Annotated in this window: 17 protein-coding genes and 4 tRNA genes; 13 read left to right on the top strand and 8 right to left on the bottom strand. The window is 62.7% G+C overall.

Annotation, left to right across the window (positions count from 1 at the left end):
• Positions 1-149 precede the first annotated feature (149 nt).
• Positions 150-2105, top strand: a complete 1956-nt coding sequence (gene acs, locus K3762_RS07115) for an acetate--CoA ligase (RefSeq protein WP_132446763.1) — start codon at positions 150-152, stop codon at positions 2103-2105.
• Positions 2106-2163: 58 nt separating this feature from the next.
• Positions 2164-2736: an MOSC domain-containing protein gene (locus K3762_RS07110; RefSeq protein WP_132446761.1), complete on the top strand. Its 573-nt coding sequence runs from the start codon at positions 2164-2166 to the stop codon at positions 2734-2736.
• Between the two features lie 86 nt (positions 2737-2822).
• Here K3762_RS07110 and K3762_RS07105 read toward each other — a convergent pair whose 3' ends face one another.
• Entirely contained in the window at positions 2823-3329 is a 507-nt protein-coding gene (locus K3762_RS07105; RefSeq protein WP_120350712.1) for a DUF992 domain-containing protein, read from the bottom strand.
• 263 nt (positions 3330-3592) lie between these two features.
• On the opposite strand from K3762_RS07105, the gene K3762_RS07100 reads away from it, so the two are divergent.
• Positions 3593-4129 carry a flavin reductase family protein gene (locus tag K3762_RS07100; RefSeq protein WP_409202468.1) on the top strand — a complete coding sequence of 179 codons (537 nt, stop codon included), beginning with the start codon at positions 3593-3595 and terminating at the stop codon, positions 4127-4129.
• A gap of 36 nt (positions 4130-4165) precedes the next feature.
• Here K3762_RS07100 and K3762_RS07095 read toward each other — a convergent pair whose 3' ends face one another.
• The 3 genes from K3762_RS07095 to K3762_RS07085 all read right to left on the bottom strand — a co-directional run bounded on the left by K3762_RS07095 (position 4166) and on the right by K3762_RS07085 (position 10701).
• Positions 4166-8506: a translocation/assembly module TamB domain-containing protein gene (locus K3762_RS07095; protein ID WP_132446759.1), complete on the bottom strand. Its 4341-nt coding sequence runs from the start codon at positions 8504-8506 to the stop codon at positions 4166-4168.
• Complete coding sequence (locus tag K3762_RS07090) at positions 8506-10320, bottom strand: autotransporter assembly complex family protein (protein WP_120350709.1); 1815 nt, start codon at positions 10318-10320, stop codon at positions 8506-8508. Before K3762_RS07090 ends, K3762_RS07095 begins: the two co-directional genes overlap by 1 nt.
• Positions 10321-10615: 295 nt before the next feature.
• Positions 10616-10701, bottom strand: a tRNA-Leu gene (locus tag K3762_RS07085).
• Positions 10702-10921: 220 nt separating this feature from the next.
• Here K3762_RS07085 and K3762_RS07080 point away from each other — a divergent pair.
• The 6 genes from K3762_RS07080 (at position 10922) to K3762_RS07055 (ending at position 15122) form a co-directional block, all read left to right on the top strand.
• Complete coding sequence (locus K3762_RS07080; protein ID WP_260012576.1) at positions 10922-11605, top strand: DsbA family oxidoreductase; 684 nt, start codon at positions 10922-10924, stop codon at positions 11603-11605.
• A 46-nt stretch (positions 11606-11651) separates the two neighbouring features.
• Complete coding sequence (gene lipB, locus K3762_RS07075) at positions 11652-12332, top strand: lipoyl(octanoyl) transferase LipB (protein WP_120350707.1); 681 nt, start codon at positions 11652-11654, stop codon at positions 12330-12332.
• A 186-nt stretch (positions 12333-12518) separates the two neighbouring features.
• Positions 12519-14192, top strand: coding sequence for a cytochrome c oxidase subunit I (gene ctaD, locus K3762_RS07070; protein ID WP_067622408.1), 1674 nt, complete (start codon positions 12519-12521; stop codon positions 14190-14192).
• Between the two features lie 101 nt (positions 14193-14293).
• The gene (locus K3762_RS07065; RefSeq protein WP_120350705.1) at positions 14294-14683 is read left to right on the top strand and encodes an MAPEG family protein; all 390 of its coding nucleotides are present in this window, start codon (positions 14294-14296) and stop codon (positions 14681-14683) included.
• A gap of 133 nt (positions 14684-14816) precedes the next feature.
• Positions 14817-14891 (top strand) — tRNA-Gly (locus tag K3762_RS07060).
• 156 nt (positions 14892-15047) lie between these two features.
• Positions 15048-15122, top strand: a tRNA-Gly gene (locus tag K3762_RS07055).
• A 257-nt stretch (positions 15123-15379) separates the two neighbouring features.
• On the opposite strand, the gene rlmB is transcribed toward K3762_RS07055, so the two are convergent.
• Positions 15380-16156, bottom strand: a complete 777-nt coding sequence (gene rlmB / locus K3762_RS07050; RefSeq protein ID WP_067626569.1) for a 23S rRNA (guanosine(2251)-2'-O)-methyltransferase RlmB — start codon at positions 16154-16156, stop codon at positions 15380-15382.
• Between the two features lie 112 nt (positions 16157-16268).
• Between rlmB and K3762_RS07045 the strand changes: the two genes are divergently transcribed.
• Positions 16269-16352: transfer RNA gene (locus K3762_RS07045), tRNA-Tyr, on the top strand.
• An 89-nt stretch (positions 16353-16441) separates the two neighbouring features.
• Here K3762_RS07045 and K3762_RS07040 read toward each other — a convergent pair.
• Positions 16442-17017 (bottom strand): hypothetical protein, encoded by a 576-nt coding sequence (locus tag K3762_RS07040; RefSeq protein ID WP_165935619.1) that lies wholly within the window; start codon positions 17015-17017, stop codon positions 16442-16444.
• 93 nt (positions 17018-17110) lie between these two features.
• On the opposite strand from K3762_RS07040, the gene K3762_RS07035 reads away from it, so the two are divergent.
• Positions 17111-18115 (top strand): hypothetical protein, encoded by a 1005-nt coding sequence (locus tag K3762_RS07035; protein ID WP_260012572.1) that lies wholly within the window; start codon positions 17111-17113, stop codon positions 18113-18115.
• Between the two features lie 77 nt (positions 18116-18192).
• The gene (locus tag K3762_RS07030; RefSeq protein ID WP_132446753.1) at positions 18193-19485 is read left to right on the top strand and encodes an O-acetylhomoserine aminocarboxypropyltransferase/cysteine synthase family protein; all 1293 of its coding nucleotides are present in this window, start codon (positions 18193-18195) and stop codon (positions 19483-19485) included.
• A gap of 51 nt (positions 19486-19536) precedes the next feature.
• Here K3762_RS07030 and K3762_RS07025 read toward each other — a convergent pair whose 3' ends face one another.
• Positions 19537-20238 (bottom strand): SIMPL domain-containing protein, encoded by a 702-nt coding sequence (locus K3762_RS07025; RefSeq protein WP_132446751.1) that lies wholly within the window; start codon positions 20236-20238, stop codon positions 19537-19539.
• A gap of 169 nt (positions 20239-20407) precedes the next feature.
• On the opposite strand from K3762_RS07025, the gene K3762_RS07020 reads away from it, so the two are divergent.
• Positions 20408-23290, top strand: a complete 2883-nt coding sequence (locus K3762_RS07020; RefSeq protein ID WP_260012567.1) for a hypothetical protein — start codon at positions 20408-20410, stop codon at positions 23288-23290.
• Between the two features lie 78 nt (positions 23291-23368).
• Here the strand turns inward: K3762_RS07020 and hppD are convergent, their stop codons facing one another.
• Positions 23369-24463, bottom strand: coding sequence for a 4-hydroxyphenylpyruvate dioxygenase (hppD, locus tag K3762_RS07015; protein WP_132446084.1), 1095 nt, complete (start codon positions 24461-24463; stop codon positions 23369-23371).
• Positions 24464-24528: the final 65 nt, after the last annotated feature.

The raw sequence follows: 24528 nt of genomic DNA, 5'->3' as shown, positions 1-24528 counted from the left end.
GGAAAAACCTTTACAGGCAAGCCCTTGTATTCCAGTTGCTTATTCACTTCTTTTCACGGGCCGCTATGATCCAGCTTAGGAGGAGGCCACGGCAGCCGGGTGAGATCTGCGCCCCGTGGCAAGATGCGAACATCAAGGGAGGAACCACCATGTCCGACGCCACCGCAAAGACCTATCCGCCATCCGCCGACATGGCCGCCCGCGCCCATGTGGATGCGCAGACCTATGACAAGATGTACCACGCCTCGGTCACCGACACCGAGGAATTCTGGCGCGAACAGGCGCAGCGGATCGACTGGATCAAACCCTTTACCCAAGTGCGCGATGTGAACTTTGACCTTGGGTCAGTCAGCATCAATTGGTTCGCGGATGGCGAATTGAACGTCAGCGCCAATTGCATCGACCGCCACCTTGAGACGCGCGGCGATCAGACCGCGATCATTTGGGAGCCGGACAGCCCCGAGGACGCCGCCAAACACATCAGCTACCGCGAATTGCACAGCGCCACCTGCCGCATGGCCAATGTGCTGCGCGATCTGGGCGTGGGCAAAGGCGACCGCGTCATCATCTACATGCCGATGATCCCCGAAGCCGCCTATGCCATGCTGGCCTGCGCGCGGATCGGCGCGATCCATTCCATCGTTTTCGCCGGGTTCTCACCGGATGCGCTGGCCGCCCGCGTCAACGGCTGCGAAGCCAAGGTCGTAATCACCGCAGATGAGGCCCCGCGCGGCGGCAAGGCCACCCCGCTCAAGGCCAATGCCGACAAGGCGCTGGCGCAGTGCGACGCCAGCGTGCAATGCCTCGTGGTGCGCCGCACCGGCGGGGATGTGGCATGGAACGACGCCCGCGACCGCGATTACAACGTACTGGCCGAGCAGGCCGCCGACACCTGCGAGCCGACAGCCGTGGGGGCCGAAGACCCGCTGTTCATCCTCTATACCTCTGGCTCCACCGGCCAGCCCAAGGGTGTGGTCCATAGCACCGGCGGCTATCTCACCTATGCGGCGCTGACCCATGAGGTGACCTTTGATTACCACGATGGCGATGTTTATTGGTGCACCGCTGATGTGGGCTGGGTCACCGGGCACAGCTATATCGTCTATGGCCCGCTGGCCAATGGCGCGACCACGTTGATGTTCGAAGGGGTGCCGACCTACCCCGACGCCAGCCGTTTCTGGCAGGTCTGCGAGAAGCATAAGGTCACGCAGTTCTACACTGCCCCCACAGCAATCCGCGCCCTGATGGGGCAGGGCAAAGAATTCGTCACCAAAAGCGATCTGTCGTCGCTGCGCATCCTTGGCACCGTGGGTGAGCCGATCAATCCCGAGGCGTGGAACTGGTACCACGACGTCGTCGGCCAAGGCCGCTGTCCCATTGTCGACACTTGGTGGCAGACCGAAACAGGCGGTCATCTGATGACCCCCCTGCCCGGCGCGCATGACATGAAACCGGGGGCCGCGATGAAACCGTTCTTCGGGATCAAACCCGTGGTGCTCGACCCAACCTCGGGTCAAGAGATTGAGGGCAATCCAGCCGAAGGCGTGCTTTGCATCGCGGACAGTTGGCCGGGCCAGATGCGCACCGTCTGGGGCGATCATGAGCGGTTCGAGAAAACCTATTTTGCGGATTATCCCGGCTACTATTTCACCGGCGATGGCTGCAAACGCGATGCCGATGGCGACTACTGGATCACGGGCCGCGTCGATGATGTGATCAACGTCTCAGGCCACCGCATGGGCACCGCCGAGGTCGAAAGCGCGCTGGTCGCCCATGACAAAGTCGCCGAAGCCGCCGTGGTCGGCTACCCGCATGATGTCAAAGGTCAGGGCATCTATTGCTATGTCACATTGATGAGCGGTGAAGAGCCTTCCGATGATCTGCGCAGCGAACTGCGCAACTGGGTCCGGCAAGAGATTGGCCCCATCGCCTCGCCCGATCTGATTCAATGGGCGCCCGGCCTGCCAAAAACCCGCTCGGGCAAGATCATGCGCCGCATCCTGCGCAAAATCGCCGAAAACGATTATGGCGCCTTGGGGGATACATCGACACTGGCGGATCCCAGCGTGGTGGATGATCTTATCGACAACCGAATGAACCGCTAAAGCTTGGCACGGCGCGGGTGGCTGCCCGCCCCCGCGCCGTGCCCTAAGAAAGAGAGACATGGACCAAACCGCCCCCCAGATACTGCCGCCCGCCACAGCAGCGGAATGTGACGCCGCCCTGCCGGATATCCTCGCCGCGCCCAAGGATGGCGCCGTCATAGAGCAGCTCTGTTTCCGCTCTGATTACGGCCTGCGAGACCACCCCGATCAGCTGGACCTGACCGTAGGCGAAGGCATCCGTGGCGAGCGTTGGACCAAGAAACCTTGGCTGACCCTGCCCGATGGCAGCCCCGACCCGCGGATACAGGTTTCGATCCTGCCCAAACGCATCATGGACCTGTGCTGGCGCGACCGCGCAAACACGCCCCACCCCGGCGATACGATGATCGTTGACATGGACCTTAGCCATGAGAATCTGCCCGTCGGCACACGGCTACAGGCCGGATCGGCGGTGCTCGAGGTGAGCGACAAGTTCAATACCGGCTGCATCAAATGGCGCGACAGATATGGCCAAGACAGCCTGCGCTGGATCAACCGAAAGGAAAACCGCCCCCACCGCCTGCGCGGTATCCTGTGCAAGATCGTGCAGGATGGCACCGTGCAGGTCGGCGATCAGCTCGTTAAACTTTGAGGCTTGGCAAAGAGCAAAGGCCGCCCCAATAGGACGGCCTTACGTTCATTTCATATTTGTAAGCTCGGCTCTCGCCTTGCGCGGGCTTAGCCTTCGACGCGCTGCAGGTTGATCTCACCCACGCCCACAGCAAAGTTCACGCCGGTCTGGGTGTTCACGCTCAGCGGCTGAAGCGCCAGCGTGTTTTCCGAGCCACCTGTCATCAGGTTGGCGCCTGCCCCGACACCAACGGTCGCCTCAGCAGAGACACCCTTGTAGCTGCCGTTCAGACCGCCTTCGTAATATTCCTGCTCAGTTGGGGCCAACACCAGCCAAGACATCTGGCCGTTCTGGGTTTTGCCGATATCGACGCCCCAGCGGTTGATCTCACCGACATAGGTCTCATCCTCGAGACCTTCTTCGATGGGGTTGAACGTACAGGTCAGCTCGCGGGTGGAGCCAAAGATAAAGCCGGTGCCATCGCCCACATCGCAAGACAGCGACCCGATCTCAGCGTGGTCTACGGTCTCATTGTCATCGGCCATCGCGGTGGAACCGAAAGCGGTGGCGCTCAAGAGGGCGGCGCCGAGGGTCAGTTTGGTTGCATGCATCATCTTTTGTCACTTTCCGGCGCGGCGTTGCGCGCCTTTTCTGCTTTGAACGGCATTCGGGTGCCTTGGACAGGCGGCGCAGATGACCTGCCCCGCCCCTTTCAGACAGCCAGCATCGACACCAGGTAGGGGCCGATGATGCCTCTCATCGCAGACCCAACGCCCATCCCCGGCTGGGGTTCCTGCCCGTGGCCACAGAGGCGAAATACCGCGCAGGGTGACGGGGCGCGCAACGCCCCGGCACCGCTGGACAAATCAGCCGCTACATGGCACCGCTTGTCGCTATGAGTGATGATCTGATCCCCTTCTCGCCCGACAGCGGCGATGCCCCAGCCCTGCGCCGCGCTTTTGGGCGTTTCGGCACCGGCGTGACCGTGGTGACCGTGAAAACCGCACAGGGCCCCTTGGGGATGACCGCGAATTCTTTCGCCTCGGTCTCGCTTGAGCCGCCCTTGGTGCTGTGGTCGCCTGCGATCTCATCCAAACGGCACGACAGTTTCACCTCGGCCGCATCGTTCTGCATCCATGTCCTTGGCGCGGATCAAGAGGATTTGGCCCAGCGGTTCGCCGGCCAAGGTCACGACTTTTCCGGTTTCGACTGGACCGAAGATGCCGCAGGCGTGCCGAGCTTTTCGGGCTGCCTTGCCCGGTTTCACTGCAACACCTACGCCGTGCATCCGGCGGGCGATCATTCGCTGATTTTGGGCCATGTGCAGCAGGTCGCCCTGCGCGAGGATGGCGCGGCGGGTCTGATGTTCGACCAAGGCCGCTATGGCCAATTTACCCCGCGCGACGCAGATTGAACGCGGCCAAGGGCGCCCCGCAAGGCGCCCCCGTTCTCAGTAATCCCGCTCAAAGAAGATGCCGATGCTGCTGTCGCCATCCGAGCCAAGCGTGCCCTTGGCCGTTAGGCTTTCGGTAATGTCGAGGTTGAGGGAAACCTCGCCAGTCCCGTCAGAGGCCGCCGTGACATCGGTATAGACATTGTCGGTCAGGTATTTCCCAAGCCGCAGCGCCGTTGCACCGTCGTCGGTGGTGGTCACATCCAGATCGTCCAAGCCAAAGCCTTCGCGCAGGTTGCCGATCACCCCTTCGCCGCCACGGCCCGCAAGGGTCGCCACCGCACTGGCCAATTGCAGCGCTTGGAAGGCCGAGATTTCCGAGATGTTGCGACCAAAGAGCAGTTGCGACAGCACCTCATCCTGCGGTGCGGCGGGGGTGGATTCGAAGGTCACCTCTGGCTCATTCGCAGGGCCGCTGACGATGACACGCACCTCGCCCGCTTCGGTATCGGTCGAGGTCACGAAGCGGATATAGGGAATGAAATCGCCTTGAAACTGGACCGAGCCTTCGTCGAGCAAAAAGCGTTTGCCCAAGATATCAAGCCGCCCCCGGATCAGTTCAAACCGCCCGGCAGAGATGATCCGATTGGTGGTGCCGCTGAGCTTAAGCGAGCCGCCCAGTTCCGCATCAAGCCCGCGCCCGCGCACGAAAATCCGGTTGGGCGCGTTCAATTGCAGGTTCAGGCCAAAGCCGGGGCTAGAAGCATCCTCGGCAGGGTCTTCCCCCGCCTCGGCCCCCTCCAGCCCGGCCTTGCGCCGCGTTGCCAGAACATCGGCGGGCGCGTTGACATGGGTGATCTGCGGAATGTCCCCGATTGAGGTCAGCCCCGTTGCGGGCACCTGAATATTGGTCTCGCCTGCGTTGATCACCCCGGTGATCTGCGCCCCACCGCTTAAGGGGCCTGCAAGCCGCAGGTCGCCGTTCAGCGTGGTGCTGTAAAGGCTTGGGTCTGCATAGACGAGATTGCGCAGGGTCACGCTGATATCCGCAGGCAAGGCCGGTGTCAGGGTGATCGCCCCCGCCACACGCAGCTCTCCGCCGTCGACTGCCTGACCGGTCACGTTCAACTGCGCCCGGTTGTTGCCAAGCTGGATATCCGCATTGATCCCGCGCAGCGCCACGCGCAGGTTCGGCGCGGTGAACGTCGCGTCGCTGGTGGTGATGCGCCCACTGACCGACGACAGCGCCGCCGGGCCATTGATTTGCAAGTCAAACTGCGCCTGCCCCTGCAAGTTGCGCGGGGCAAGGAAGGGACGCGACAGGCCAAGCGGCGCGTCGCCCGCGATATCAAGGTTCAGCGTCCCATCGGGGTTCACCAACCCAGCCACGGTCGCCTGCGTGCCGGCGGGGCCATTGGCATTGGTGTCAATCCGCCATGCCTCCCCCTCGCGCCGGGCCGAGCCTGCGACGCTCAGCGGGCCGTTCACCTGCTCCACCAAGGAGCCGATGTCCGGCATGTTCAGCTGGAAATCGACCGCCGCATTGGGGCCGGTCACCAAGCCTTCGACCGTCGCCCGCGCGCCGTAGGGGCCGCTGGCGCTTGCATCAAGCACCACACCTGCTTCGGTCTGGCGCGCCACGCCATTCGCGGCGAAAGAACCCGTGACGCTGGGCACCAGCGGGTTCACATTGGGAACGGAGACGTCGAACCGCATTGAGACCTCACCGGTGACCAGCCCTTCGACCATGGCATTGCTGCCATAGGGGCCGTTGGCGCTCACATCCACGGCGATCCCGTCTTCTGTTTGACGGATGTCGCCGGTGGCCGAAAGCGGGCCATTCACACCGGGGGCGATGGGGCTAAGGTCGGGTACCGACAGATCAAAGCTGAGCGCCATATTCGGACCGGTTGCCAGACCTTCGACCACGGCGCTGCTGCCGTAGGGGCCGGTCGCGGCGACATCCACGGCAATGCCATCCTCTTGCTGGCGGACGGTGCCCTGCGCGGCAAGCGGCCCGTTGACGCCGGGGGCCAGCGGGCTGACATCCGGCAAGGTCAGGTCAAAGCGCAGCGCCATGTCAGGGCCGGTTGCCAGCCCTTCCAGCGCAACGCGACTATCGTAGGGGCCATTGGCGATGGTATCGACGACAAACCCCTGTTCGGTCTGCTCCAACGTGCCACTGGCCTCAACCCCGCCGCTGATCTGCGGCACGAGGGGTTGGATATCTGGCAACGACAGGTCAAAGGCCACATCCACGCGCGGCGTGACCAGCCCCCTGACCGAGGCCTGCGCATCAAGCGGGCCGCTGGCGTCGGTGTTGATCTCCCAGCCCTGTGGTGTCTGGCGCAACTCGCCCTTGGCCGTGACAGGCCCGGTGATATCCGCGTCGGGTACGAAATCTTCGATCCGCGGGATATCTGCGGTGAAATCGATCTGCGCGTCCTCGCCCGTGGCCAAGCCCGACACGGTCAGCGCCGCGTCATAGGGGCCATCGGTCACCGCATCAACAACCCAGCCGCGCGCTTCTTGTACCGCTGTTGCCTTGACCGCGATGGGCCCTTCGTACTGTGGCAGAACCAGCCCGACATCGGCGAGCGTAAAGTCCAAAGCCGCGCGGCTGTCTTCGCTGCGCAACTCGACATTGCCGGTCAAATCAATCGCGTCGTTCTTGAGGTCCAGATCACGAAGATAAGTCCCGGTCTCATTGCGCTTTGCGACCATGCTGAGGCTGGTGCGACCCGCCAGAACCGCATCGGCCTGTTCGATCCCAATCTCAAGGTCATCCGTCCCGCCCGCAATCGCCAGATCAAACATACCGCCCAAAGGCGTGACCGTCCCGTTCAGCGCCAGCGCCGTAGCGCCCGCGATATCGCGGCCTGCCAGCGCGGAAAAGCGACTGATATCCTGCGCTTCGAGCGTCATCTTCAACTGCGTGAGCAGCCCGGTATCCACCCCATCGATCGCCGCCTCGCCGGTCAGGCCATAGTCTTCCCCCGACAGGGTCAGCCCGTTGATCTCAATCGGTTCACCTTCGACGAAACGAATCTCGGCGCTGCCGGTGATCGCGTCCCCAATGGCCTCGGCACTGGCCGGGTCGGTCAGCGACATCCCCTCGGTGGCAAAGGTCACATCGCCAAGGAATTGGCCCAAACTGCCAAGGTCGCCTTCGAGGATCCCATCAAGCGCCAGTTGCGTCTGCGCGATTTGCAGCGCGCCCGTGTCCAGCCCGGTGATGTCGAACGCACTTTCAAAGCGGTCGCCATCGGCGGCATCGTAATCCACGCGCAGGGTCACGGCCTCTACCCGCGTGCCCTCACCCGAAATCGGCAACAGGGTCGAAGTGCCATCGGGGTTTGCGATCCGGCCAGAGATGTCGATCAGGGTCGGCCACTTCTCTTGGTTCAGCGTGACCTGCCCCTCAAGATCGACGGAATTCGCCGCAAGAGCAAAGCTGCTGACCTCAACGGCACCGTTGCTCTCAAGCAGCGCATCAACCGCCAACCGCACGTCTTCCCCGAAAAATTCGCGGTAGCGCGGAGCGAGCAGCGCGGTGATGTCGCCCCCGATATCGGCCTGAATGCGACGGTCAGGGGTTTCGCTGGCGCGGCGTGGGGCCTGCGTGCCAAGGGTCACTTGCCCGGCCAAACGCTCCTCGCCATCGGTGGCGATGGTCACATCGGTCGCGAAATCATCCAGCGGGCCCGCGCCTTCGACGGTCATCTGCACTGAAGGCTGCCCCGGCAGGTTCAGCAGTTTCGAGGCGATGCCTTCGGGGTCTTCGGTCAGGTTCAGCAGCAGATCCAGCACATTTTCCGTGCGGTCGAAATCTGCCTGAATGTCGAACTCACCCTTTTTGCCATCGGTCCGGCGGGCCTGAAAATCGACAATACCAACCGTATCGGTCAGCCGCGCATTGGCGCGGACCGAAAGCTGCGCAGCCTCGCCCAAAATGGGCTCGCCCAGATTGATCTCATCTACGGAAAAGTCAGCGATTTCAATGGAAACGGGCAGATCGGGCAAGGCAAAGGGTTTGGCCTCGGCATCGGGCAGATCGACCTCATTGCTGACTGGCAGACGCTCGACATCCAGCCGCCCGGCGGTGAGCTGTTCAACCTCCAGCCGTCCGCGCAGCAGGGCCGAGCGGTTCCAATCCAGCACCACCTCTTCCAACGTCAGCCAGATGCCATCGTCGTCCGAAATAGTCATCCGATCAAAGGAGGCTGCTGAACTCAGCGCCCCCGAGAACCCGTCGATGCTGACGGTGCGGCCCGCGCCACTGAGTGCATCCTGAATGGTCCGGGTGAGAAAACCCTTGTCGTCATCCTGCGCAAAAGCCGGTGTGAGGCAGGCCAGATAGACAAAGCTGGCGGTGAGAATCTGCAAAAACTGTCGCATTAAAACGCCTGTCCAATCCCGATATAGACTTGGAAATCTTCATCAACTTCCGGCCCCGAGGTGGGCACGGCCACATCCAGACGGATCGGGCCGATGCCCGTGGCATAGCGCAGCCCCAGCCCCGCGCCGGAGTGCCAAGTGCCTGATCCGTCGTAGAATTCTTCTGACCCGATATAGCCCGCATCGGCAAAGCCCACGACGCCGATCTTCTCGGTCAGGGCCACGCGCGCCTCTGCCGAGAGGCCGACAAAGCTGCGCCCGCCCACGGTGTCGCCGCTTGCCAGATCAACCCCCAGCGACTGATAGGGCTGCCCGCGCACGGTGCCGCCCCCGCCAGAGTAAAACAGGTAATCCGCAGGCGCCTCGGAAAGGTCCGGCCCAGCGACGGAGCCAAGCTGCCCCCGGAAGGCCAGTGTCACGGGGCGCTCGGTTCCAAAGCTGCGGTAGTAACGCGCATCAAAATAGGTCCTCAGACCGCTTTCAGACCCCGACAGCGCGACGAAGGGCGTGATATTAGCGTCGATGTAATAGCCCTCGGTCGCGTCCAGTTCCTTGTCGCGGTAGTCGAACTCAGCCCCCAGCGGCAAGGTCAGCAGGGTGTATTGGTTGGTGCCAAAGGCATCCTCTGTCTCGGCCACACGCAGGCCAAGGCCCGCAGAATAGGTGCGGTTTTGGTTGGCGATCCGCTCGATCCCCGCTTCCAGATCCAACTGACGGGAGAAGTAATTCACCTCATCCAGCTGCTCTAGCGTCGCCAGCGCATAGAAATCGGTATCTTCGTTAAAGGTCGCCGGACGCTCGAACCGAGCGGAGAGCGTATAGTCTTCGCCGCCCGAGTTGCCGCCGATGCCTTCGATCTCTGCCGACAAGCGCAGCCGTTCGGCTCCGCCCAACAGATTACGGTGCAGCCAGAAGGTGCTCAACGTCAGCCCTTCGAGCGAAGACAGTTCCGCGCCAAACCCAAAGCGGCGCTTGGGCGCTTCTGTCACCTGCGCGGCAATGGGCAGCGTGTCATTTGGGCCAATCCGATCCGCTTCGATCAGGGCCACGGCATCAAAAGCGCCGGTGCGGCGCAGCCGTTCGGTGGCCAGTTCCAACTCCTCGGGAGAGAAGACCTCTCCCTCCGGCAGGCCCGCGATCTCAATCAGGCGGGCGGTGCGCACGTCTTCGTTGCCGGTCACGGTCAGCGCACCAAAGCGCAGCTTTGGTCCCGGGGCGATCCGCAAGGCAGCGTCGATCTGCCGTTCACGGTGTTTGGCCACAAGATCCTGATCGGCCAATTCCGCCTTTGCGTGGCCCACATCGCGCCAGCCGCTGACCCCGGCCGAGACGGTTTCCTTGAGCACACCAAGGCTCGCAGTTTCGCCGCTGGCGAAACCCTCCGGCAGTTCGGTACCGGGGGCAACAGGCGCGATACGGGCCGCGCCAAAGCGGAACTTTGGCCCCGGGTCCACGGTGATCACGGCGCGGTCGATGCGGCGCGGCGGCTGCACCGGGGGAATCGCGGCGGCATCGACGCCGTCCAATGTGATTTTAAGCGTCGGCCCGAAATACCCATTGTCGTAAAGCAGCGCCAAAAGCCTGCCATAGTCCGCCTGCGCTGCGGCGACCAATTCCTGCGGCGTGGCCGGTTCGGCATCTTCATCGGTTTGCTCGGCCAGCAGCGACCCGTCGCGCAGGGTGGCATAAAGCTCTGAATCATCGTCGATACCGGTGATGGCCAGTTCTGCCGCCTGCGCCGCAGCCCCCCCACCAAGAAGAAGTCCAAGAGCGAGACAATACGCCGCCCCTTGAGTCTGCCCTTGTTGCGCCACGCGCTACCCTCCTTGCGTTTCGTCACCCCGGTTTTCGCGCCGGTTTTCCTTAGCCCGCTCAGCACGAGCCTTTTTCTCATCAACCGTTAAACGGCATTGCCGCCTTGGCTGCAAACATTCTGCCGGGGCAATAGCGGTATGAGAGCCCTGTTCGCCCGTCTCGCACAGAAGCGGACCGCAAAATCGGCAAAATACCGCGCAGCAAAGTGTAGTCTGCACGCGACGAGAGACGAGGGCTGAAACGAGTTTTCTTTTTTGGGTGATCCAACCATCGCTTTGCCATTGCAAAGCATGGTGGTGCGGTCGGAGAGACTCGAACTCTCACGGGTGTTACCCCACAGCGACCTCAACGCTGCGCGTCTACCATTCCGCCACGACCGCACGCCATGGTTGGTGGGCGGGGTTTAGCCAAAGACCAAGGGCTTGTGAAGAGGCAATCGGCAAAATTTTTCAGTGAGTTTCAGAAAGCGGGTTAAGCCCCTATTTTCCCGCGGCCACTTCGCTGATCACAATCCCTTTAATGCCCTGCAATCTGACACCTCAGACGTTGAAACGCCGCGTCCGGCAAGCCATCTGTGGACCAAGCAACAAGGAACACGCCATGCCCGCAGATACCGCCACGCCTTCAACTGACGCCCCCACCGTGCAGATCGACATCGTGTCGGATGTCATGTGCCCTTGGTGTATCGTTGGCTATAAACAACTGGAACAAGCGCTCGGCGCGGTCGGCGTGGGCGCATATCTGCGCTGGCATCCCTTTGAGTTGAACCCGCAGATGCCAGCCGAAGGCCAAAACATGGCCGAACATCTGGCCGAGAAATATGGATCCACCCCCGCGCAATCGGTCGAGAATCGCAAGCGGCTGTCCCAGATGGGCAGCGACTTGGGCTTTGCCTTCAACTTTTCCGACGACACGCGGATGCAAAATACATTCGCCGCGCATCAGTTGCTCACTTGGGCGCAGGCCAAGGGGCTGCAACACCCGCTCAAAATGGCGCTCTTCGATGCGCATTTCACGCAAGGTCACAATGTGAATGATCCCGAGGTGCTGGCCGATGTCGCGGCCTCCGTCGGGCTGGACCGCACCGAGGCGCTGGCGGTGCTTAGCAGCGGCAGCTTCGCCGAACAAACCCGCGAAGCACAGCAATTCTGGACCTCCCGCGGCATTTCCGGCGTGCCGTCGATGATTTTTGAGGGCAAATACCTCGTTACCGGAGCACAGGGAGCCGATAATTATGCCCAGATGCTCCGCAAGGTTCTGGAAGAACGTGACGCCGCCGCCTAACGCAGAGCCTCTGGCGGTGCGGCGCGGGTCTTGCTAAGGCATCCCTATGGTTGAATGGATCATCAGCGACGGCTTGACCGATTACCGCACCGCCGAGGCGTGGATGGAGGCGCGCGCCACCGCCATCGCCGCGGGCGAAGCCGAGGAATGCATCTGGCTGGTAGAACACCCCCCGCTCTACACCGCGGGCACCTCGGCGCGTGCCGAAGACCTGACAGAGCCGGACCGCTTTCCCGTCTATCCCACCCGGCGCGGCGGGCAGTACACCTATCACGGACCGGGCCAGCGCGTGGCCTATGTGATGCTGAACGTCGCCGCACGGGGCCGCGATGTCCGCTGTTTCGTGCGCCAGCTTGAAAATTGGGTGATCGCCACATTGGATGAATTCAACCTGCGCGGCGAGGTTCGCCCTGGGCGTGTCGGCGTTTGGGTACAGCGGCCCGAGAAACCCGCCCAGCCCGATGGCAGCCCCGCCGAAGACAAGATCGCCGCGATTGGAATCAGGCTGCGCAAATGGGTCAGCTTTCACGGCATCAGCATCAATGTTGAACCGGAGCTCAGCCATTTTGGCGGCATCGTGCCCTGCGGCATCACGAACCATGGGGTGACCTCACTGGTCGATCTGGGCCTGCCCGTGACGATGGACGATGTCGATCTGGCCCTGCGCGCCACCTTCGATGATGTCTTTGCCAATGACCCCTCTGGCAGCTGCGACATCGCCTCCTGAGAGAGGCAAAGCGCGCGCCAAGCGGCGTTAGAACCCGATTATACGTCGATAGCCGCAGCGGAAAAAATACCCTCCCTGCGACCATCGCGCCCATTGCCCCCGCGAGACGGTCGCTCTAAAACGGGCGCGACACCGCATGTGCCGCCTATGGCGCCATGTGTCCAATTCATTTGCAGGAGGCACCGCATGGCAGACGCAGCCATTCACGGCCAAGATCATCACGACGACCGGGGGTTCTTTACCCGGTGGTTCATGTCCACAAACCACAAAGACATCGGTATCCTTTATCTGATCGTCTCGGCCTTGGTCGGTCTTATCTCGGTGGCATTCACCGTTTACATGCGCCTTGAGCTCATGAACCCCGGCGTTCAATACATGTGTATGGAAGGCGCGCGTTTCATCGCGGATAGCTCTGCCGCCTGTACGCCCAACGGCCACCTGTGGAACGTGCTGATCACCGGCCACGGCATCCTGATGATGTTCTTCGTCGTGATTCCCGCCCTGTTTGGCGGTTTCGGCAACTACTTCATGCCGCTGCAAATCGGCGCGCCGGATATGGCGTTCCCACGGATGAACAACCTCAGCTTCTGGCTCTATGTCGCCGGTACAACGCTGGCGGTCTGCTCGCTGCTGACACCGGGCGGCAATGGCCAACTGGGCTCCGGCGTGGGCTGGGTGCTCTACCCGCCGCTCTCGGTACGTGAAGCAGGCATGTCGATGGACTTCGCGATCTTTGCGGTCCACGTCTCGGGTGCGTCTTCGATCCTCGGTGCGATCAACATGATCACCACCTTCCTGAACATGCGTGCCCCCGGCATGACCCTGTTCAAAGTACCGCTCTTTGCATGGTCGATCTTCGTCACAAGCTGGCTGATCCTTCTGTCCCTGCCGGTACTGGCGGGCGCGATCACCATGCTGCTGATGGACCGCAACTTCGGCTTCGCCTTCTTTGACCCCGCAGGCGGTGGTGACCCGATCCTCTACCAGCACATCCTGTGGTTCTTTGGTCACCCCGAAGTATACATCATCATCTTGCCTGGCTTTGGCATCATCTCCCACGTGATCGCGACCTTCTCGCGTAAACCGGTCTTCGGCTACCTGCCGATGGTTTGGGCGATCATCGCGATTGGCGCTCTGGGCTTCGTCGTTTGGGCGCACCACATGTACACCGTCGGCATGACCTTGAACCAGCAGGCCTACTTTATGCTGGCCACCATGGTCATCGCGGTGCCAACAGGGGTGAAGGTCTTCAGCTGGATCGCCACCATGTGGGGCGGCTCTATCGAGTTTAAAACTCCGATGCTTTGGGCCTTCGGCTTCCTGTTCCTCTTCACCGTCGGTGGCGTCACCGGCATCGTGCTGAGCCAGGCCGCTGTGGACCGTGCCTATCACGACACCTACTACGTCGTGGCACACTTCCACTACGTGATGTCGCTCGGTGCCGTCTTCGCCATCTTTGCAGGCATCTACTTCTACCTGCCCAAGATGACAGGCCGTATGTACCCCGAATGGGCCGGCAAACTGCACTTCTGGGCAATGTTCATCGGCGCCAACCTGACCTTCTTCCCCCAGCACTTCTTGGGCCGTCAGGGCATGCCACGCCGCTACATCGACTACCCCGAGGCATTCGCCTACTGGAACCAGTGGTCCTCGATCGGCGCCTTCCTCAGCTTCGCCTCCTTCCTGTTCTTCTTCGGGATCATGGCCTACACGCTGACACGCGGCGCCCGCTCCACGGCGAACAACCCATGGAACGAGTTCGCGGATACGCTAGAATGGACCCTGCCCAGCCCGCCGCCCGAACACACGTTCGAGCAGCTTCCAAAGCAGGAAGACTGGGACAAACAGCACAGCCACTAAGCGCTGCGTCACCATTTCAAAGGCCCCGCCACACGCGGGGCCTTTTCTTTTGCACCGCTGCACTGTCACACTCAGCGAAAGCCCCAGACAAAGGTCACCCCATGCCTCTCACCCTCACTCCGATTTACGCCGCCCTTTGTGCGCTGGTTTTTCTCGGCCTCAGCTGGCATGTGATTGCCTACCGGCGGGTCAATCGCATCTCTCTCGGCGATACCGGAGACAAGGCGCTGCTCAAACGCATGCGCGCACAGGCCAATGCCGCAGAATACATGCCCATCGCGCTGATCTTGCTGGCGCTGACCGAAGCCAATGGCGCCCCCGCACTGGCTGTCCACGCCCTTGGCCTCGCGCTGCTGACAGGCCGCATCCTGCATCCTCTAGGCTTTGCCGCCACCCCGCAAAAATTCATCCTGCGCCAGGTCGGTATGGTTCTGACCCTCGCCATGATCGCCGCCTCGGCCCTCGGTTTACTGGGTCACGCCCTCTTCTAATTCATCCTTTTTCAAATACCCGCGGGGGTCCGGGGGCAGCGCCCCCGCCCTGCGCAACTTTTTCCGCCAAAAACCACATTTCCCTCTTGAAGCCCCCTGCCCCAATGGGTATTTCGCCCTCACCAGACGGTAAGCGGGCGTAGCTCAGGGGTAGAGCATAACCTTGCCAAGGTTAGGGTCGGGCGTTCGAATCGCCTCGCCCGCTCCATCTGGTCTTCACAGGGTCGCATCCTCGGATGCGGCCCTTTGTGTTTTTCAGGCCCGTGACGAATGCCAGAAAAATCGCATGGACCCGGCCAAGCCGCCGCATTTTACCTCTTGCAGCCCCCCGCGCGAATGGGTATTCCCCCCTCACCAACCGGATGCGGGCGTAGCTCAGGGGTAGAGCATAACCTTGCCAAGGTTAGGGTCGGGCGTTCGAATCGCCTCGCCCGCTCCAGGTTGATCCTACCACCCCGTAGGAAACGCAAAGCCGCCCCTCGGGGCGGCTTTTGTGTATCTCGCGTCCACCATGACATAAAAAAACGCCCCATGACGAACACGGGGCGTAAGGTACGGAACGAGGGACAGTAGGTGGCCGGCAGGCGTTCCGGGCCTGCGGTCACCTTTAAATTTAGGAACCCTTGGCCGTTTTCAAAGGGGCCGGACCCTGCGGCCCCGCCCCCTGCCCGGTTTTGAGCCAGTTCTTGCCGATTCTCAGCCCCCGACCCGGCTGGCATAAAGCGCAATCGCTGCAGCATTGGAAACGTTGAGCGACCCAAATCCGCCCGCCGCATCAATCCGCACCAGCGCATCCACGGTCTCGCGGGTCTTCTCACGCAGCCCCGGCCCCTCGGCCCCCAGAACCAGCGCCACAGGGCGGTCACGGCGGCCCTCTACCGCGCCCTCGATGGTCTGGGTGGCCTCCCCATCCAGCCCCAGCACCAGATACCCCATATCCTGCAGGGCGCGGATCGCATCAGCGAGGTTGCGCACCCGCAGATAGGGCTGACGCTCCAACGCGCCGCTGGCGGTCTTGGCCAACGCGCCGGTCTCAGGCGCGGAGTGGTGCTTGGTGCCGATGACCGCCGAAGCGCCCAAGACTTCAGCCGAGCGGAGAATCGCGCCGACGTTGTGCGGATCGGTCACCCGGTCGAGCAACAGCAGCCGCGGTGCGGAATCACCGATGGCGACATCCTCCAGCCGGCCCCAGTTCAGCGGCTTCACTTCCAGCACCGCGCCTTGGTGGACGGAGTTGGGATCGAGCGGCGGGCGGAACTTGCGCGGGTCAACGACCTGCGGCGTGATTCCCGCCTCTGCGATGGCATCCTCCAACTTGGCTTGGGCATTCGGCGTGACCATCAGCTGCAGTTTTTCGCGGTTCGGGTTCATCAGCGCATCGCGCACCGCATGCAGGCCAAAAAGCCAGACCGTCTGCGCCGCTTCGGCCTTCTTGTCCTGCTCTTTTTGCACGACCCATTTGGGTTTCTTCATCTCTTTATCCTTTCGTGCGATTTCCCCAACATTTCTCAGGAATTCGCCTTGACGCTTCTTTGGGTCGCTTGTAATCACGCCCCCACGTCAGGTGCAATGCACAGGACAAAGTGGGCGACAGGCCGCAAGGTGTGGCAGGGGACTGTAACTCCCTCGCGGAGACGCACGCCTGGTTCGATTCCAGGGTCGCCCACCACTTTCTCCTCCGTAGATGGCCCCGGAACCACGCGAGCGTAACGCCCGTGGCCACCGATCGATCCTGCGCGCGACGGCAACGTAACCGCCTCACGGGATCAGCACGCCCCCCCGCGAAAACGCCTCAAGCTCCATGCTCAGATCGTCGTATACCAACTGAACCCGAACCGTCTGAACAGACCCGAGGTCGAATGTCAGATACGGCTGCGGATCATCATCCAGAATCGCATTGGGCGAAGGCAGCGCCTCGTGACAGGGGGGCATCGGCCAATTCTGCATCGGCGCGTCGTTGACCGCGATTGCCATGGCGGCCAGCCCGCAGCGCCAGCTCCACAGATGGGTGACATAGACGAGGTCCTGCCCATCATACTCCCGCACCGCGATCCAATTGCCGCGCGTCGCGTTCAGGATCGGCTTCACCTCTGCGGCGGTTGTGAATCGGCCCGTGGGGGTTTGATCTTCGGCAACCAATCCGGGGGGCACGGCAGCCATGTGAAATGCCCGGGGCGGTTCTGCGGGTGCGAGAGGCGCCGCCGGACTGGCCGGTGCTGCGGGCCGCGCCGGGGCCTGCACCGTCAACGGCGCATCCGGTCGGCCAACCCCGTCCAAAGGGGCGGCTGGTCCGCCAAGGCTGATCGCGATCACGGCGAAGACAAAATCGAACATTCCGAACCCTCCCGCAGGCCGCTCAAATTGCTGGCTTTTGCCAAGAGACGCCTGCCCCTATATTGGCCGAAAACCAAAAGGCCTTGCCCAAGTATGACACGCAATTCGCGTATCCCGCAAACTTTCAACGTCGTCATCGTGGGGCAGCAGGGCCGGCTGGCCTATGAAGCGTTGCTTTTTGCCGCCTCCCTGCGCCATTCTTGCCCGCAGTTCCAAGGCCGCCTGCTGATCGCCGAGCCGCAGCCCGGACCGCTTTGGGACAACGACCCGCGCATCATCGACACCGCGCTGCGTGAGGCGCTGACCGACCTCGGAGCAGAGTTCATCCCCTTCGAGAGCCAGCATTTCGGCAGCGCCTACCCCTATGGTAACAAAATCGAGATGCTCAGCGCCCTGCCCGCGGGTGAACCCTTTGTTTTCTTTGACACAGACACGCTGATCACTGGCGATCTGGCCGCCGTGCCTTTTGATTTCGACCGGCCCTCGGCCTCCCTGCGGCGCGAAGGGACATGGCCCGAGCCGCAGCTTTACGGACCGGGCTATACCGCGCTCTGGAAGTCGCTTTACGACAAGTTTGACCTCAACTTCGCCAGCAGCCTCGACCTGAGCCAGCCGGATGAATATTGGCGCCGTTATCTCTATTTTAACGCCGGGTTCTTCTACTACCGCTGCCCGCGCGAATTTGGGGCGCTGTTTCTGCGCTATGCGCTGGCGGTACGGGATGATCCTCCTGTGGAACTCTGCGCGCAGAGCTTCGACCCATGGCTCGACCAAATCGTGCTGCCACTGGTGATCCACGCCCTCGGCGGTGGGCGGGATGCCCTGCCCTCTGGCTTGCTGGATGGCACGGTGACCTGCCACTACCGGTTTCTGCCGCTGCTCTATGCCCGCGAAAGCGACCATGCGATTGAGGTTCTAGAGACCATCACCGCCCCCAACCAGATGAAAAAGCTGCTCAAGCAGCGCGATGCGTTCAAGCGGATGGTCTATCAGGGGCGCGGCGCCAAGGTGCGCGCGCTCTTTGATCAAGACAACCTGCCGCGCCGCGAACAGGCGATCCGCAACCGGATCAAATCCAACGGTTTTTGGATGCGCTGAGCGAACCGTCCCCCGTTGTCTGGATGGATCTTTGCGCCTAGGCTGCGCGAAATCCATTTTTCTGAGAGGACAGACCAATGGCCGACAGCCCCAAACATCAATTTGACACGTTGCAGATTCACGCAGGCGCCACACCCGACCCGGCCACCGGTGCGCGGCAGACGCCGATCTACCAGACCACGGCCTATGTCTTTCGCGATGCCGATCACGCGGCGGCGCTCTTTAACCTGCAAGAAGTCGGCTATATTTATTCGCGCCTGACCAACCCCACCAACGCCGTCCTGCAAGAGCGGATTGCCACGCTCGAAGGCGGTGTGGGGGCGGTCTGCTGCTCCTCGGGTCACGCGGCGCAGATCATGGCGCTGTTCCCGCTGATGGGACCGGGCAAGAATATCGTCGCCTCCACCCGTCTTTATGGCGGCACGGTCACGCAATTCAGCCATACGATCAAACGCTTCGGCTGGTCCTGCAAATTCGTCGACTTCGACGATCCGCAGGCCGTTGCTGATGCGATTGACGACGACACCCGCGCGGTCTTTGGCGAAGCCATCGCAAACCCCGGCGGCTATATTATGGATGTGCGCGCCATTGCCGATGTGGCTGATGCGGCGGGCATTCCGCTGATCATCGACAACACCAGCGCCACGCCCTACCTCTGCCGCCCGATTGAGCATGGCGCTACGCTGGTCGTACATTCCACCACAAAATACCTCACCGGGAACGGCACCGTCATGGGCGGCTGTGTGGTGGATTCGGGCAAGTTCGACTGGTCCGCGAATGAAAAATTCCCCTCGCTCAGCCAGCCTGAGGAAGCCTATCACGGGATGAAATTCCACGAGACCTTCGGCGCGATGGCCTTCACTTTCCACGGCATCGCCATCGGCCTGCGCGATCTGGGCATGACGATGAACCCACAAGCGGCGCACTATACCTTGATGGGGATCGAGACGCTCTCGCTGCGGATGGACCGCCATGTGGAGAATGCGGTGAAGGTGGCCGAGTGGCTCGAACAGGACGACCGCGTTGATTACGTCACCTACGCCGGGTTGAAATCCTCGCCCTATCACGACCGGATGCAAAAGGTTTGCCCCAAGGGCGCGGGCGGGCTTTTCACCTTTGCGGTCAAGGGCGGCTATGATGCCTGCGTGAAACTGGTCAATAGCCTCGATATCTTTAGCCATGTGGCGAATTTGGGCGATACGCGCTCGCTGATTATCCATTCGGCCTCGACCACCCACCGCCAGCTTACGGAAGCGCAGCAGGAAGCGGCAGGGGCCGGGCCGGGCGTGGTGCGTATCTCAATCGGGACCGAAGACGCCGACGATCTGATCGCCGATCTGGACCAGGCGCTGACCAAAGCGACCAGCTAAACCTTTGCCCCCGCCGATCACCTCGGCGGGGGATTTTCCATCCAAGGCGGCTTACTGCCCCGGCGCAATCGCGAAGGTCATGGAGACCTCGGCCTGCAGCTCGACCTCGCCTTCGGCCACGGCGCTGTCCATCGCCATGCCCATGCGGGCGGCCTCGAACATCTTAGGCTGGGAATGCGAATTCTCGGTCATGCGGATCAGCGTGCCCAGCTTCACCCCCGCGGCATCGGCCAATTGCCGGGCGCGTTCGGTGGCATCGGCAACCGCGGCTTTGCGCGCCTCTGCCAGCGCGTCTTTCGGATCTTGAAGGCTAAAGTCCAAGCCGTTGAAATCATTCGCACCTTCGTCGATCACCGCGTCCATCATCGCACCAAGCCGGTCCAGATCGCGGACCTTTACGGTCACCGAATTGCCCGCTTGATAGCCGGTGATGCGCGGCGGGGCGCCATTTTCGACGGGGCGGCGGTCATGCACGGGGCGCAGGTAGAAGCGGCTGGTCTGACGGTCCTTCGCCGCGATGCCCTGCGCGTCAAGCTGGGTCAGGATCGCAGATACCGCTTCGGTCACCTTGTCCATCGCGGCTTTGGCGGTCTCGGCCTCTTCGGTCACGCCCAGCGTGATCGTCGCCATGTCGGGCACGGCGGCGATGCTGCCTTGGCCGGTGACGATAATCCCCTCTTCCGGTCCCTGCTGGGCCGAGACCAGCCCCGCCCCCGCCATCCACGCCAGTGCCACCCAATTCATCAGTCGCATGTTCGCTCCTTTCCGTGCATCAATGCGCCGCCATTTGCCCATTGCGGGCCCCCGCTGACAAGCACCTGCGCGGCGCGCACCCTTCCCTTGGGCGAACTCCTGCTCTATCCTTCGCGAAGACTGCGGCGCGTCTGTAAGTGCGCCCTACCCCATGCTAAAGTCGACCCCGATGAAGCCGAATTTTACCCTCTCCCTGTCGTTCGACGGCATTCGTTTGCTCCACCGCACATCGGGCGGCTGGCAGCTTGTTGGTGAAGTGGCGCTCGATAGCGCCGATCTGGCGGCGGAACTGGCGGTCTTGCGCAAAACCGCGACGGCATTAGAGCCCGGCGGGCTGCGCAGCCTGCTGCTGATCCCCGACGCGCAGATCAAATATCTGGCCATCGACACCGCCGGAATGGACCCCGCCGCCCGCCATGCCGCAGCGGCTGAGGCGCTTGAGGGGGCAACGCCCTATCCGGTGGCTGATCTGGTGTTCGACGTCCACGCCGATGGCGCGCAAAGCCATGTGGCCGCCGTGGCCCGCGAAACCTTGGAAGAGGCCGAAGCCTTTGCGGTGGAGCACCGTTTCCACCCTGTCAGCTTTGCCGCCGCCCCTGCCGCCGAGGCGTTTGTAGGCGTGCCGCATTTCGGCATGACCCAAGCCGCATCGGCGCTTTTGGACCCCGGCGAAACCGTGACTCCCGAAGCGGAGCCCATCGTGATCTCCGGCGTGATGAGCGCGCCTGCGGGGCCGATCGTGGACACGGATGAGACGACGCCCGTGGCCGACACATCAGTGGCAGACACACCGGTGGCCGATACGCCCGTGGCCGATACGCCCGTGGCGGAACCTGATCTCGCAGCTACGCCCGAAGAGACACCGCCGCCGGCAAAGGAAGACCTGCCCGAGTTGGCCACCCCCGAGGAATCGCCGGAAACACCCCCGGCGGCGTTGGAGCCGACCCCCAAAGAGACGCCCCCGCCCCTTGAGGAAGACCTGCCCGCACTGGACGCGGCAGTGATCCCTGCGGCAGAGGAAACAGAAGCGTCAGCCCCCGCGGCAGAGGCTGAACTGGCCCCCACGCCAAAAGAAACGCCACCGCCAGTGGAAGAGGACCTGCCCGCGCTGGATATCCCTGCGCCCGCCACAGAACCGACTGAGGCTGCGCCGCAATCGACGCCCCCCGCGAGCGGCAGCGTTGCGGCCTCCGCCGCGCCACTGGCCGCAGCGGCAGCGGCTCAGGCCGAGCCGTCCGCCGCCCCGCGGTCTGAGCCTTCGCGCAGGGTCGATTTCTCTGCCCCGCCGTCGCGCAGCGCCCCTGCTGCCGGTTTCGCAAGCCGCCGTGGCGGGAGTGAGAGCGCCCCCAGCCTTGGTGGTGCGAGCCGCGCGACACCGCCGCCTCCGCCCGCCGCGAAGCCGGAACCATCGCCCGCACCCGCGCCCAGCACACCGTCGCTGCCCGTCGGCGCGCCTTCGCCCGCCGCGGCCCCGCTGGCGCCGCAGATGCCCGTCGAACCGGCAGCCACCGCCGCCGCGGCAGTGGCCGCAGCCCCCCAGCCCGACAGCAGTTCCCTGACGCCCGAAGCGCCCTCCTCCGGTGGGGCTTTCCTCAGCCGTCGCAAGCCGAAGGCATCGAAAGACCGCCGGTCAGCTCCGGCTGCCGCGGCCACCGCCACCCCCGCCTCAGAAGCCGATCGAATGACCGTTTTCGGCGCCCGCCGCCGCAACGAAGTCGGCGGCAAGCCGCGTTTCCTTGGCTTGATCCTGACAGCGGCGCTCTTGGTTTTCCTTGCAGGTGTCGCCGCTTGGGCCTCGATCTTCCTTGACGAGGGCAGCGCCTTCTCCCGGCTCTTTGGCGATCGCAGCCCGCGCAGCACCGCCGAAGCCTTGGCCCCGGCGGAAACGCCCAGCATCGACGAAGAAATCGCCGTGCTGCCCCCTGAACCAGCTGAGCCGGACGCGATTGAAACCGCCGCGTTAGACGCCGGTCTGACCGATGAAGACGGTGCCGTGCTCGACGCCCTGCGCGACCCCGAGCCGCGCCCCCTGACCGCGATGACCGAGGCCGAGATTGACGCCAAATATGCCACCACCGGCATCTGGGCGCGCGCACCGGACGTGCCCCCGGCCCCGGCTGCGGCAATTGATATCGACGATCTTTATCTCACCAGCATCGACCCGATCAGCAGCACGACAGACGCCGTGGCCCTACCCTCGGTCGATGCCTTTGGCACCGATACGGCCCCCGGCGCGGTCAGCTCACCCGTAGCGGCAGGCACGCAATTTGCGCTGGACTCCCGCGGTCTGGTCAAACCCTCAGCGCAAGGGGCGCTCAGCCCCGATGGGCATCTGGTCTACCTTGGTCGCCCCTCCGCCGAGCCGCCCGCCACACTGACCCGGCCAGAGGCCGAACCGGTGGCCCCGGAGGTCGATAACGCCTTGGCAGAGGCCCGGCCCCGCGACCGGCCCGATGATCTGGAAGAAACCACCGAACGCGCGCAGCTTGATGGGCTGACACGCTCCGAACTGGCGGGCCTGCGCCCTCAGTTGCGGCCAAAGTCAGTGCAGGAAGAGGCAGAAGAAGCGCTTGTTGCTGCCGCCCCGCCCGAAGTGACCGTTGATCCGATTGACACCAGCGGCGCCGTTGCCGCCGCACTTGCCACGCCTCCGGCGATCCAGAACGCCACGAAACAGGCCACCACTCAATCACGCCGCCCCGATACGCGGCCCCGCAATTTTGACCGCATCGTGAAACGCGCCGCCCGCGATGCGGCCCCCGCTCAGGTCGCCAGCGTCGCCCCTAAAGCGGTGCAGCCGCGCTTTCCGTCCAAAACCTCGGTTGCGAAACAGGCCACGGTGAAGAATGCGATCAACCTGCGGGACGTCAATCTGATCGGGGTCTACGGCAAACCATCGAACCGCCGCGCCTTGGTCCGGCTCAGCAATGGGCGCTATCAAAAGGTTGAGGTGGGTGACCGTATCGATGGGGGCCGCGTCTCTGCGATTGGGGACAGCGAGTTGCGCTATGTCCGCCGGGGCCGCAATGTCGTGCTGAAGATGCCGAACTAACGCCGGTTTGACTGCCCGCAACCGCGCGCAAAACGGGGCGCCGAAGCGCCCCTTCACCCCTCCCCGGATGTGCTTTGTTTACGAGGTCTCAAGCTCGCCGTTGTCGATCTGCTCTTGCTCGATCGATTCAAACAGCGCTTTGAAGTTGCCTTCGCCGAACCCGTCATCGCCCTTGCGTTCGATAAACTCAAAAAAGATCGGGCCGATGACCGTTTTCGAGAAAATCTGCAACAGGATGCGCGTCTCGCCCCCGTCGACGACACCTTCGCCGTCGATCAGGATGCCGTGTTTCTGCATCCGGTCCAGCGGCTCTTCGTGGCCGGTCACGCGGTCCTTGCTCATCTTGTAGTAGGTCTCGGGCGGGCCGGGCATGAATTTGAGACCGTTGTCGGCAATCGCATCCGTGGCGTCATAGATATCGCGCGCGCCCACGGCGATATGCTGGATGCCTTCGCCGTTGTACTTCTTCAGATAGGCCACGATCTGCCCGGTCTCGCCGCGGTCTTCGTTGATCGGGATGCGAATGCGGCCACAGGGCGAGGTCAGCGCCCGGCTGGTCAGGCCGGTGAACTTACCTTCGATGTCAAAGAAGCGAATTTCGCGGAAGTTAAACAGGTCGCCGTAGAACTTGAACCAGACATCCATATTGCCCTTGTGGACGTTATGCGTGAGGTGATCGAGGTAGTAGAACCCAACGCCCTCGGGTTTGGAGGTCGCGATCCAGTCGTATTCCCAATTGTAGGGCGAGGTGTCGTAATACTGATCAACGAAATAGATCAGCGAGCCGCCGATCCCCATGATCGCAGGCACGTCCAGCACCTTGCCATCGCCTTTGTATTCCTCGGCCCCCTTGGCGACCGCATGTTCCAACGCCTTTTGTGCATCGACCACACGCCAGCCCATCGAGGGTGCGCAGGGGCCATGCTCTTCGACGAAACGCGCGGCAAAGCTTTCGGGGTCGTGGTTCAGCACATAGGTGATGTCACCCTGCTGCCAAAGTTCGATCTTTTTCGTCTTGTGATTGGCGACATGGGCATAGCCCTTTTTGGTAAAGACATCGCGCAGCGCCTGCGGGTCGGGGCTGGCAAATTCGACAAACTCGAAACCATCGGTGCCGGCGGGGTTCTCTGCCGTGATCTGCGATTTCGGGGCGTCATGTGGGAAAGGGCCCATGTCAGTCTCCTCTGCTTTTGGGATTTGGCCCATGATACGATGCTGGTTCTGCGTTGTTTGCGCGT

Origin of the sequence: Sulfitobacter sp. W074 (assembly GCF_025142275.1) — a bacterium.
GTDB lineage: Bacteria > Pseudomonadota > Alphaproteobacteria > Rhodobacterales > Rhodobacteraceae > Sulfitobacter > Sulfitobacter profundi.
Note: the sequence above shows the minus strand (reverse complement) of the source record. Positions and strands in the feature narration are given on the sequence as shown.